Raw genomic sequence first — 12,379 nt, forward strand, 5'->3', positions numbered from 1 at the left:
AACTAGCTTACTGTAGTATGGCTTGCCAAAAGAGATAAAATTCCTCAAAGTTAACACAAGTTTAAGAGGAACTGATCTTACTAACACAAAAAAACGGTCCACTCTAATCAGAGCGAACCGTCGATAATCGTTATTCATTTGGGAATCGAATATTATGAATTGCTACTATCATTTACTTCTTTATTTAGAACGGCACCTAAATCGTCCTTCACATCATCAAATGTAAGCTGCTGTTCCTCCAGTTTTTGAAACAATAGCTGAGTCTCCTCCTCCAAATGCTCCGTATTCTCGAAATTGGACATTTCCGGAAGATCCTTCAAGCTTCCTAAGCCGAAGTAATCAAGAAACGACTTCGTAGTTCCATATAAAATGGGACGACCAATCGCTTCTGCTCTACCCACCTCTTCGATTAGGTCTTTATTAACCAAAGTGTGAATAGCCCGTTCCGACTTGACCCCACGAATTTCCTCGATCTCAACCCTAGTGATAGGTTGGCGGTAAGCGACGATGGATAATGTCTCTAATGCAGCCTGGGATAGAGATGACCTGGAAGGGGAATAAGCAAGTCGTTCAAAATATGGAGCGTGATCCGGGAGTGTCGCCAATTGATAATTCCCGGCGATTTGCACAATCTGTAACCCTCGACCGGCTCGTTCAAATGAGGTCTTCATATCGAGCAATGCATCGGTGATCAACTCTGAGCGCTGCTCGGTAACTTCTGAAATCTGCTTCACGCTGAGGCCCTCTTCCCCCGCTAGAAACAATAAGCCTTCAATAATCGACTTCAAGTCCTGAAAATTCATTAACCTTTCCTTCCCCTCTCCACTCCATTACAATGTCGTCAAACAATCTGTTCTGATAACAAACAATTTGTTTCATTTTCATTAATTCCAATACAGCGAGAAAAGTAACGACGATCTCATGTCGGTACATTTCGGGATGGAGTAGCTTTGAAAACAGTAATCTGCCACCCTTGCCTGTACTCTCTAATGCCGATACCACTTCTCGTATACGATCCTTTACTGAAATTTCATCCCGCTGAATTCGTGCTACTACATTACGCTTAACCGCTCTTCTTAAAGCTTTCTGAAACATAGCGATTAAATCTTCGGTATGCAAACCTTTGACGGGGTTCTCCTGCACTTGAGGCATAAATGGGGTTAGATCCTCCGGTTCCTTGGAGAAAATAAGACTCCGCTCCCATTCCCGTTCATGAAGATGCTCGGCGATCCCTTTATATTTACGATATTCGATCAGCTTACGAATGAGTTCGTCCCGTGGGTCCTCTTCATCGTCCATTAAATACTCAAAATCTTCGTCAAACTCGATGACAGGTGGTTTTGGCAATAATTGTTTGCTTTTTATCGACAGTAAAGTGGCCGCCATGACAAGAAACTCGCTGGTAACATCCAGCTCCAATTCTTGCATGCTATGCAAATATTCGAGATATTGATCTGTTATATCGCTTATTGAGATTTGATGGATATCAATCTCAGCTTTATCGATCAGATGGAGCAGCAAATCAAGCGGCCCCTCAAAGGTCTCCAGCTTATATGATACTGTCGTCAATGAAAACATCCTCCGCCTATTTAAGTGCTGGCTTGTAATAACAAGCGAGCAAATGAAAAATGTAGTACCCTTGCGAAAAAAGGGTACTACATTAAATAAGCACTATTTTAGCAGTTTCGTCAAGTTCGCCATTTCAATTGCCGCCATCGCAGCATCCCAGCCTTTGTTCCCGGCCTTCGTACCGGCACGCTCGATTGCCTGTTCGATATTCTCCGTTGTTACTACCCCAAAGATTGTTGGAACACCTGTTTTGAGCCCGATGGCTGCTACGCCCTTTGCTACCTCATTACATACATAATCATAATGTGAGGTTGAGCCACGAATAACGGTACCCAAGGTGATGACGGCATCATAATTTCCGCTTTCCGCTAGCTTCTGTGCTGCAAAAGGAATCTCAAATGCTCCGGGTACCCATGCTACATTCACTTCATCGTCTTGAACCCCATGTCGCTTCAATGCATCCAGCGCACCACTCAGCAGCTTACTTGTAATGAATTCGTTGAAACGTCCAACGACGATAGCGTATTTTAACCCTTCCGATACTAATGTTCCCTCAAAATAATTAGCCATTTCAAATCAAACCTTTCATTATTAGATAATATTTTTATTAGCGGTAAAGCTAAGTGTTCCTTTAAACTTTTGCAGACTCATCTTGTTCTATATCATCAAACTCTAGCAGATGTCCCATTTTCGCCTGTTTTACATGTAAATAATTACTATTGTCTTGATTTTCTTTAATTTGAATCGGCACCCGTTCGACAACTTCTAATCCATAGCCCTCAAGCCCCTTAATTTTCCGAGGGTTGTTCGTCATTAAGCGAATTTGTCTCACACCTAGATCCTTCAATATCTGAGCACCAATCCCGTAATCTCGCAGATCCGCTGGAAATCCAAGCTTAAGATTCGCATCAACCGTGTCCAATCCTTGTTCTTGCAGCTTATAAGCCTTCAGTTTATTCACTAGGCCAATGCCTCGGCCTTCTTGCCTCATGTACAGCAGTACACCATTCCCAGCTTCCTTAATTTGGCGAAGAGCTGCTTCAAATTGTGGACCGCAATCACAACGATGAGAATGAAACACATCACCCGTTAAGCACTCAGAATGTACACGCACTAACACCGGTTTTTCACTATCAATCTCACCCATAACTAGAGCAACGTTCTCTTTCGAATCCACTTCATTGGTATAGGCAATCGCTCGGAAATCACCATAATCTGTTGGCATTTTCACTTCCACTTCGCGGGTCACAAGCTTCTCTTTCTCATTACGATAATGAATTAAATCTTTGATACTGATCAGTTTTAGATCAAAGGCCTTAGCAATTTCCACCAGTTGAGGAAGTCTGGCCATCGTTCCATCTTCTTTAATGATTTCACATATCACCGCTGCCGGATAAGATCCACACATCCGGGCAAGATCTACTGCTGCCTCCGTATGCCCCGCACGTCTAAGCACTCCACCCTTCTTCGCAATCAACGGGAACATATGACCCGGACGACGGAAGTCTGACGGCTTGGCTTTAGGATCCAAGATCCCTTTTATTGTAGTGGAACGCTCAAATGCTGAAATCCCAGTCGTCGTATCGATGTGATCAATAGAAACTGTAAATGCCGTTCCATGATTATCCGTATTCTGCGCCACCATTGGCTGTAGATCAAGTTCTTCGGCGCGGCTTTGCGTAATCGGCAAACATACAAGCCCCCGACCCTGTGTAATCATAAAATTGATCACTTCAGGTGTAGCCTTTTCGGCTAAAGCAATAAAATCTCCTTCATTCTCACGATCTTCATCATCAACAACGATGACTACTTTACCACGCATCAAATCGTATATTGCTTCTTCAATTTGATTCAGTTGAATTTCGCTCATTATAATCCCCTCCTATGGGTTGTTTATTTAAACAAAACCATTCTCCACTAGAAAAGACATATCCATGCTGGAGGATGATGCTGATTGTGCTTTACTGCTTCCATCATCGCTTTTTGCACGACCGTATCTCAGCAGATGATCTACATATTTTCCTAACACATCGCACTCTAGGTTCACCGTATCACCCGTATTTTTATATGCAAACAAAGTCTCTGACAAGGTATGTGGAATAATCGAAATACTAAATCCTCTTGCCTTTACATCAACCACAGTTAAGCTTATACCGTCCACAGTGATCGATCCCTGAGGAATAATGTATTTAAATAAAGAAGGGTCGGACGGAGCAATTTCATACATGACCGCATTGTAATCTCTCTTCGAACCCGTAATTGTTCCGACACCATCAACATGCCCTTGCACGATATGACCACCAAATCGACCACCTGCTAACATGGCCCGCTCAAGATTAACTTTACTGCCAGGCTTAAGGTCTTTGAGATTGGTATTACGATAAGTTTGAGGCATAACATCAACCGTGAACTTATTTCGCTGAAATGATGTTGCTGTAAGGCAAACTCCGTTTACCGATATGCTATCACCTAGCTTCAGACCATCCGTAATCAAGTCTGCCGAAATTTCCAGCTCCATAGCTTCCCCTCTGCGGCTGACGGAATTCATCCTGCCTACTTCTTCTACGAGTCCGGTAAACATCGGCTCGCCTCCTTTGCTAAGTACATGTTAAAGTTTGGTGAAAAGTATGGGCAGTCGGCGTGATTCAGACTTTCGATCGTTGTTGCCACGTGATTGTCTGATTTTTATGAACCCAGGCAGGGTTACAATCACGTGGCAAAGACAAACACTTCGCTTCTCCAGTTCTGAATCACACCTCGTACCCACTTTTTCATCTTCATCACACTTTTAAAGATGTAGTGTATCAAACTCGTTTCGCTGCAGAAAAGAAAATGAAATTAGTTAAGGCCAGTCAGGGATTCCTCGGATACATATGTTATCTCCGATTTGCTCTACTTCGAGGTCTTTTAAGGAAACCGCATCCTGCATGAGATCAAAACCATCAAACCTAAAGTTTCCAGGTGCTTCTAGTCCACCAACAAGCTTTGGTGCAAAGAATAAGATAATTTCATCAACGAGCCTATTCTGAATGAGCGAACCATTCAATCGGCCGCCTCCCTCTACAAGGATCGAGGAAATATCCAGTTCTCCTAACTTAGCTAGAGCATCTTGTAAATCGACCTGCGGCCCTTCACCACAAGTGAGTACATTGATCCCACGATTCTTCAGAGTAGAAACCCTAGTAGGGTCAACCTGACTCGTCGTCAAGATGATCGTTTGAGCTAACCCGTCGGAAAGTACTTTGGAGGAGTCCGGAATCCGTAGCTTGGAATCGACAATGATCCGAATCGGAGACAAACCAGGGACCTGAAGTCTCGTTGTTAATTGCGGATCATCTGCTATTACCGTTCCTACCCCAACCATAATGCCCTGATGGCGGTGACGCAGCGTATGAACCATCTCTCTTGATGACTCATTTGAGATCCACTTACTATCTCCCGTCTTAGATGCAATTTTCCCATCCAAAGTACTTGCTGTCTTGATCGTAACGTAAGGTATTCCGGTAGTAATGTACTTAATGAACTTCTTATTCAGTTTCAAAGCTCGATCTCGAAGCACCCCAACTTCTACATCGATCCCACTCTGACGTAGAATCTGAATACCGTGTCCGGCTACCTGCGAATTGGGGTCCTCACAAGCGACAACTACCCGGGATACCTTCTCGGCAATTAGCCGCGCCGCACATGGCGGTGTTGTTCCATAATGACTACAAGGCTCGAGTGACACATATACGGTACTACCTTCAGCAGTTGTTCCGGCCATGTTTAGCGCATGAACCTCTGCATGTGGCTCGCCTCTTTTCAAATGCGTCCCCAACCCAAGAATGGCACCATCCTTCACGACTACAGCTCCAACAACCGGGTTCACTCCAGTTTGCCCTTGGGCCTTCTCTGCCATATCAAGCGCAAGCCCCATATAATACTCGTCATTAATCTTATCCACACATTACACCTCCAATCACGCAACACCACTTAAGAACATAAAAAATCCCTACCGGAACAATCCAGTAGGGAGTCATGGAAGATATTATTCGCAAATAAAGTCAGCAAATAGGGATATTGCGAATCCATAATAAATAATGGAAAACTCAAATAAACCCTTAGCACTTTTAAATATGTCCAGAACAAAGCTAGACCTAAACTTTGTGAAAAAAAGGACAATAAAAAGTCTGCTCAACATTTTGGACAAATTGATCTGTATAACGATCAAATGTCCCTGCGTTTTCCTTCTCCCATCCAGACTATACTGTCGGTCCCGGAATCACACCGGCTCAGCCATATGCATATCAAAGATACGCATACAGGTCACGGACTTGTGCCTGCCTTGCTTCATCAAACTATCAAAGCCAAGACATGCCATCACCGTCGGTAGGGAATTTCACCCCTCCCCGAAGGACTGCATAAAAAATATTTAATTATATCGATATCGGTGTTTTAGCAAACCATAACACCCTATCCACTATGACGGTATCTTATCACCATGAATTAAAAAAATCAAGGAAGTGCGTTATTATCTTGTCTGAAGCAAGAGAGAACACGGAGACCCCCTCTCATTATGTGATGATAATCACAAGGGGTGTACAAATATAACGTTAGGATTAGACATACAAGTACAACATTACTATTTTGACTAAGGGAATGGAGATAGGCAAATGAACAACTTTACTTTTGAGGACATGAAGCAAATAAAAAGAACTACTTTGGGCGCTGAGGTTCCCTTAGAACTATTCCGTGCCATTCGATTAATCGGGATGTACCAGGGCCTACCATCAGGGGGGAAAGGCACAACAATGACCATCGGAAGAAAAATCGGTCAGAGTCTACCTGTCACTTCACTTGAAGAGCTTCTTCATCTACTCGAAGAATTGAAAATTGGCATTCCTCACATCTTAAGTACAAATGAAAAAGGCATGACTATTGCTGTTGAAGATTGCTTTTGTGAAGGCCTTCCCATTCATGAAGGGCAGATGGTTTGTGACCTTGAGGGAGCAATTTTGGAAGGAGCGCTGAGCAAAATATACAATAAAAGAGTCACAGCTAAGGAAATAAAGTGTAATGTTAACGGGGATGAACGCTGCGAATATGAATTAAGGTTTTAGCTATAAACCTATAGTAAAGCCCCCCTCCATTGTGATTCCATAGGAGGGGGGCTATTCACATTAGCTCATAAGCTAATTCTTACTCTTCGTCCCAAACAGAAACTTCTTTCATCTTGTCGCCAGCTTTAACTTGGTCAACAAGCTCCATGCCAGAAGTAACTTTACCGAACACGGTGTGCACACCGTTCAAGTGCGGTTGTGGTTCGTATACGATAAAGAACTGGCTTCCGCCTGTGTCTTTACCAGCGTGAGCCATAGACAGAACTCCACGTTCGTGTTTCGTTGTGTTCGTTGCTGTCTCGCATTTGATTGTGTATCCAGGTCCACCAGTTCCATTACCTGTTGGGCAGCCACCTTGTGCAACAAAACCAGGAATTACACGGTGAAACGACAAACCATTATAAAATCCGGAGTTCGCTAATTTTTCAAAGTTAGCTACCGTACCTGGTGCTTCTTCTGGCAAGAACTGAATTTCAATTTCTCCGCCTTTTTCCAAAACGATTTTACCTTTTTTCATATGGAACACTTCCTTTTCATGTCTCTTAAATCAAACCTCTTACAGTGTACTATGAAATGACGCGAGGAGCAAAGAGACTTACAGAAGAAGTTCAAAAATGTCTGTTTATTTAAGACAATATTTCACACTATTTAAGTAAAGGTTGCTTCGAAATCCGTTCCGGAATTACATCACCTGCAACAATATCCTGCAAGCTTTCTCTTTTGACCACAAGATCACTGCTACCTTCGTTAACGAAGACAACTGCCGGACGAGGAATCCGGTTATAATTACTCGCCATTGCATAGTTGTATGCTCCAGTACAAGCAACAGCGAGCAGATCTCCACTGTTTACTTTAGGAAGATCTATATCCCAGATGAGCATATCTCCACTTTCGCAACATTTACCCGCGATGGATACCGTTTCTTCGGCAACATCATTCCCGCGATTTGCTAACATAGCCTCATATTTAGATTCATAAAGAGCTGGGCGTGGGTTATCTGTCATTCCACCATCCACAGCAACGTATTTACGAACACCTGGGATCTCTTTACTTGTTCCAACCGTATACAACGTCGTTCCTGCATCGCCTACAATACTACGACCTGGCTCAACCCAGATCTCAGGAAGTTGGGCATAAATACCAACGAAATATTGCTTCACTGCATCCGTAATCGACTTCACATAGTCCGATACCTTGAGTGGTGTATCTTCTGCGGTATAACGGATACCAAATCCGCCACCCAAGTTGACCACTTTAAAAACAACACCGAGATTTTCCTTCACTTGCCCCGCGAATTCAGCAACTCGCTCAATCGCCAATTGGAAGCCTTCAACCTCAAATATTTGTGATCCGATATGTGAGTGTAGGCCGAGTAGATTTAAATTCAAACTTCCGGACGCCAGTTCTACAGCTTCTAAGGCCGATCCATTTGCGATGTCAAACCCAAATTTGGAATCCGTTTGCCCCGTAGAAATATATTCGTGCGTATGAGCCTCCACACCTGGAGTAACACGCAACAGAATATTGACCGCTACACCTTTTTCTGCTGCAAGTGCCTGAAGCATATGAAGCTCAGTGAAATTGTCTACCACAAAACAGCCGATGCCCGCAGATATAGCCATTTCTAATTCATACGGTGTTTTGTTGTTCCCATGAAAATGGATCCGCTGCGCTGGGAAGCCCGCTTGGAGTGCCGTATACAACTCACCCTCTGAGACGACATCCAGAGATAGTCCTTCTTGTTCAGCCAATCGGCACATAGCCATTACACAGAACGCTTTGCTGGCAAAAGCAACCTGAAACGTCAGACCTGACGCTCTAAAAGACTCCATATATTCGCGGCATCTTTGCCGGACAAGAGCTTCATCCATAATATATAACGGTGTGCCATAGGTTTCTTTCAATTCAACCGTATCACAACCACCAATCTCAAGATGAGCTTTTGCATTAATTTTGCTCGTACCGTGTAAATACATCTACGCAGTCCTCCACTTTCAAATTTTACACCAGTATAGCAAACAACTGGCCAACTGAAAAATGGATTTTTATGATTATCCTTTGTATTTTTTGTAGGACGGACCCTTAGCTACTCATCTTGAGGCATTCTTGTATTGTCTCTTGTCTTGTTTAAGGATGGTCTAAGCTTGGATGTCAAGACCGGTACACGTACCAAGACAGCTGCCATCGCCTTTGCATTAAATGGAATAAACGGCCACATGTAAGAAGAATTATAGGAACGACGCAGCGTAAGGAACACAATAAACACGGTTACACCGACAATAAACCCAGGCGCACCAAATATTGCGACCGCTATGAGTAGAACCAGCCTTACGATACGATTAGCCAAGCCTAGCTCATAGCTAGGGGTAGCAAACATACCAATTGCCGCTACAGCCATGTACAAAACAACCTCATTAACGAATAGCCCTGTCTTTACTGCAATATCACCAATCATGATAGCAGCAATTAGACCCATTGCAGATGCTAACGGAGTAGGTGTATGCACCGCTGCCATTCTAAGCAGATCGACGCCAAACTCCACAATAATAAATTGCGCAATTAATGGGATATTCCCCTGCTCCTGGGGACCAATAAAGGATAGGGCAGCTGGTTTCAGCTCAGGATGAACAACCAACAGCAGCCAGATCGGTAGAAGAAATAGAGAAGCAAAAATGCCAAGGAATCGAACCCAGCGCAAATATGTTCCCATAGAAGCAGTTTGCCGATTTTCTTCGGCATGTTGACATAGATCAAAGAAGGTTGTCGGGAGAATAATGACACTTGGTGAAGTGTCTACAAAAATAACAACCCGCCCTTCCATTATATGAGAAGCTACTACATCAGGGCGCTCAGAGTAACGTACAAGCGGATAAGGATTCCATCCTTTATGAAGTATTGCCTCCTCCAACTGCTTGTCCGCGAGTGGGATACCATCAATGTTTACTTCCTCTATTTTCTTTCGTACGTCTTCAACTAGCTCTTTATCAACGATGTCATCAATATAAGACAGTACAACATCCGTTCTCGTACGACGCCCAACAGTCATGGCTTCAAATATTACACCCGGATCACGAATGCGACGTCTTACAAGTGCAACGTTCGATAACATGGTCTCCGTAAATCCATCCCTGGAACCCCGAACAACTCTCTCCAGTGAGGGCTCTTCTGGTGAACGTGAAGGAAAAGAACGAGTATCCATCACAATCCCCGTATGTTCCCCATCTACGAACAGAGCACTCATTCCCGTTAAAACTTTATTAATAACTTCACTCAGCTTTTGATGTATTGAAACTTGAATATGAGGAATATACAAGTTAAAAAGCTTATGAATCGCTTCGCTTGATAAGCTATCCGGTTCTAAATAGGTAAGACGTTTTAGAACTTCCTGCATGGTTTGTTCCTTTGCGAAGCCGCTGAAATAGAAAAGAGCAGTTCTCCTACCCCCAAATGTCATTTCACGAAACTCAACGTCAAAACTATCACCAAGTGCAACAACCTGCTTAAGCGTATCCTTTGTTGTATCCAGTGAATCGCTAATTTCATCACTATGTTGCCAATATATGATAGACTCTTCCACCGAGTCAGATTTCTCATTCTCAACCTTTTTTTGTAACGCTTTGTCCCTGTTCCTTTCCTTTACGTTATCTTTTTCTCCCTGCTGATCCTTTCCCGAGTGCTTAGTCCTCATTCTCATTCAGCTCATCCTTTCCTTTGCGATTAATTTATGACCTGTAGATAAACCATTCGAATAAAGAACCCGCTACTTTACCGCATACCATGGCGAGCAGCAGACCGAACAGATATCGCTGCATATGCAATCTTTTGGCCAAAATCGGTAATACATTAAGCACTTCTGTAAGAGCTGCAGCGAGCATTCCAACAAAAATCCCGTTCAGCAAACCAACAAATCCACTTCCAATCCATGGCCCGCTAACATGCCAATTCCAAAAGTCTGCTACTGTTCCAATAAACGAACCACTGACCATAGCCCCCTCATACCAGTGGACTTTGTTGTATGTCCTAGTAACCTGAGCAAGCCTTGGAATCACGTCTAGAACAATGAACAGTGCAATCACACCACCACCTACGGCAACCCCACCTGCTACACCAAGAAAAGTAAGAACAATGGCCGACACTACGGGAGTCAAGGAGCTTTCTCCTGAGATGGATTATTCGCCATTTTTTTATACTCTTCCGCGATTACGTAATGGTTTAAGTTCTCTTGGTATAGAAACATTTCAACTTCTAGCGGGGTCGGCTCCTCGTTCCATTTCTTCTTGAACAAATGATTAAAAAAGACAATCATCCCAAGTCCCAGACCAATGGAATATGCGCCTTGGAACAAATAAGGATGCTCATCTCTTGTCCCTGTGATCATTTCAACAATGCGTATTTGGACCTCTGGCATACTAACATCCGCATGGAAATTCATAATCGTCAGAGCTGCACCAAAAAATAACAATAACCAAACAACGACGAATAGGATCAGCGAAGGTTTCTTCTCTTTACTAACCAGCTCTACCAGTACATGTGGTTCACCAACGAATTCGATTTGATACGCTGGAAATCGATCTTTGATAACTCGGATCACATGCAGCATATCAATAACAATTAAGTTCCCGTCACGAGATTCTGGTCTGACAAGTACCAGATCCAGCAAATCCTCCTCTTGATCCGGATCAGCCAATACACGGGCCACGTCCCGCAGCCTAATAGATGATCCTTGCGGTATCCCCACCTGTTTACGAAGCCGCAAATATATAATAGAGGCGGGATTTATCCCCATCAAAGTCACCCCTTATCTGCCGTATTGCCCATAGTATGCCAAGACATGCCCTTTTTTACTCTTGTAGAGGTTGTTCAACAAGTCATCCCGTCGGTATAAACAAATAAACGACCATCCAAGAAAAGAACTCCTTGGATGATCGTTTATTTGTTTAATCTATGTTCTTTACTGCGCAATCTGATCACGAATACATTGCAATATTTTTTTCTCAAGCCGGGATACCTGCACCTGAGATATACCAAGACGAGTAGCAACTTCAGACTGCGTCTGGTCGCGATAATATCGCAGATACACGATAAGTCTCTCCCGTTCATTGAGACCGTCTATTGCTTCATGCAGTGCCAGCTTATCAAACCATCGTTCCTGTGATTCATCAGCAATCTGATCCATGAGCGTGATGGGATCACCATCATTCTCAAAAACCGTCTCGTGAATCGAAGCGGGGGGCTTGTTCGCCTCTTGGGCAAACACCACATCTTCTGGGGTAACGCCAAGCGCAGTGGCGACCTCTTTCACTGTCGGAAGTCGGTTTAATTGCTTCGATAGCTCATCCTTCATCTTACGAACCTTATTGGCCATCTCTTTCAGCGACCTGCTGACTTTGAGTGTTCCATCATCACGTAAGAATCGTTGGATCTCTCCGATAATCATAGGTACGGCATAAGTTGAGAATTTCACATCATAACTAAGATCGAATTTATCAACCGACTTTAATAGACCGATACAACCGATTTGAAACAAATCATCAGGCTCATAACCCCGATTCATAAACCGTTGTACGACAGACCAGACAAGCCGGATGTTGCAATTAACTAATCGATCTCTTGCACCATTATCCCCCGACTGGCTCAGGGCGATCAATCGTTTCACTTCCGTGTCATTTAGAAACTCTCTCGAGGTTTGCTTCACATCGGTATCCATAGAT

Annotated in this window: 13 protein-coding genes and 1 riboswitch; of the genes, 1 reads left to right on the forward strand and 12 read right to left on the reverse strand. The window is 43.5% G+C overall.

Going from position 1 to position 12,379, the window contains the following annotated elements; all coding sequences use genetic code 11:
- Nucleotides 1-152: 152 nt before the first annotated feature.
- The 6 genes from scpB to ribD all read right to left on the reverse strand — a co-directional run bounded on the left by scpB (nt 153) and on the right by ribD (nt 5,512).
- Nucleotides 153-803, reverse strand: coding sequence for an SMC-Scp complex subunit ScpB (gene scpB, locus IEW05_RS12330; protein ID WP_188539107.1), 651 nt, complete (start codon nt 801-803; stop codon nt 153-155).
- On the reverse strand, nt 772-1,569 hold the full coding sequence (locus IEW05_RS12335) for a segregation and condensation protein A (protein ID WP_505818049.1): 798 nt from the start codon (nt 1,567-1,569) through the stop codon (nt 772-774). The genes scpB and IEW05_RS12335 overlap by 32 nt, the downstream gene beginning before the upstream one ends.
- A gap of 102 nt (nt 1,570-1,671) precedes the next feature.
- Complete coding sequence (ribH, locus tag IEW05_RS12340; RefSeq protein ID WP_188539109.1) at nt 1,672-2,139, reverse strand: 6,7-dimethyl-8-ribityllumazine synthase; 468 nt, start codon at nt 2,137-2,139, stop codon at nt 1,672-1,674.
- Between the two features lie 61 nt (nt 2,140-2,200).
- Nucleotides 2,201-3,439 (reverse strand): bifunctional 3,4-dihydroxy-2-butanone-4-phosphate synthase/GTP cyclohydrolase II, encoded by a 1,239-nt coding sequence (locus IEW05_RS12345; RefSeq protein WP_188539110.1) that lies wholly within the window; start codon nt 3,437-3,439, stop codon nt 2,201-2,203.
- Between the two features lie 27 nt (nt 3,440-3,466).
- Nucleotides 3,467-4,150, reverse strand: coding sequence for a riboflavin synthase (gene ribE, locus IEW05_RS12350; RefSeq protein WP_188539111.1), 684 nt, complete (start codon nt 4,148-4,150; stop codon nt 3,467-3,469).
- 261 nt (nt 4,151-4,411) lie between these two features.
- Nucleotides 4,412-5,512, reverse strand: a complete 1,101-nt coding sequence (gene ribD, locus IEW05_RS12355; protein ID WP_188539112.1) for a bifunctional diaminohydroxyphosphoribosylaminopyrimidine deaminase/5-amino-6-(5-phosphoribosylamino)uracil reductase RibD — start codon at nt 5,510-5,512, stop codon at nt 4,412-4,414.
- Between the two features lie 277 nt (nt 5,513-5,789).
- Nucleotides 5,790-5,969, reverse strand: a riboswitch (FMN riboswitch).
- A gap of 276 nt (nt 5,970-6,245) precedes the next feature.
- On the opposite strand from ribD, the gene IEW05_RS12360 reads away from it, so the two are divergent.
- Entirely contained in the window at nt 6,246-6,668 is a 423-nt protein-coding gene (locus IEW05_RS12360) for a V4R domain-containing protein (protein WP_229753357.1), read from the forward strand.
- Nucleotides 6,669-6,747: 79 nt separating this feature from the next.
- Here the strand turns inward: IEW05_RS12360 and IEW05_RS12365 are convergent, their stop codons facing one another.
- The 6 genes from IEW05_RS12365 to sigF form a co-directional block, all read right to left on the reverse strand.
- The gene (locus IEW05_RS12365; protein WP_188539114.1) at nt 6,748-7,185 is read right to left on the reverse strand and encodes a peptidylprolyl isomerase; all 438 of its coding nucleotides are present in this window, start codon (nt 7,183-7,185) and stop codon (nt 6,748-6,750) included.
- Between the two features lie 127 nt (nt 7,186-7,312).
- The gene (gene lysA / locus IEW05_RS12370) at nt 7,313-8,644 is read right to left on the reverse strand and encodes a diaminopimelate decarboxylase (RefSeq protein WP_188539115.1); all 1,332 of its coding nucleotides are present in this window, start codon (nt 8,642-8,644) and stop codon (nt 7,313-7,315) included.
- A 110-nt stretch (nt 8,645-8,754) separates the two neighbouring features.
- The gene (locus IEW05_RS12375; protein WP_188539117.1) at nt 8,755-10,362 is read right to left on the reverse strand and encodes a spore germination protein; all 1,608 of its coding nucleotides are present in this window, start codon (nt 10,360-10,362) and stop codon (nt 8,755-8,757) included.
- A 28-nt stretch (nt 10,363-10,390) separates the two neighbouring features.
- Nucleotides 10,391-10,816 (reverse strand): stage V sporulation protein AB, encoded by a 426-nt coding sequence (locus tag IEW05_RS12380; RefSeq protein WP_188539119.1) that lies wholly within the window; start codon nt 10,814-10,816, stop codon nt 10,391-10,393.
- Nucleotides 10,813-11,454 (reverse strand): stage V sporulation protein AA, encoded by a 642-nt coding sequence (locus tag IEW05_RS12385; protein WP_188539121.1) that lies wholly within the window; start codon nt 11,452-11,454, stop codon nt 10,813-10,815. Before IEW05_RS12385 ends, IEW05_RS12380 begins: the two co-directional genes overlap by 4 nt.
- A 165-nt stretch (nt 11,455-11,619) precedes the next feature.
- Nucleotides 11,620-12,375 (reverse strand): RNA polymerase sporulation sigma factor SigF, encoded by a 756-nt coding sequence (gene sigF, locus IEW05_RS12390; protein ID WP_188539123.1) that lies wholly within the window; start codon nt 12,373-12,375, stop codon nt 11,620-11,622.
- Nucleotides 12,376-12,379 lie beyond the last annotated feature (4 nt).

The sequence above is a fragment of the Paenibacillus segetis genome, assembly GCF_014639155.1.
In the GTDB taxonomy this organism is placed as follows: domain Bacteria; phylum Bacillota; class Bacilli; order Paenibacillales; family Paenibacillaceae; genus Fontibacillus; species Fontibacillus segetis.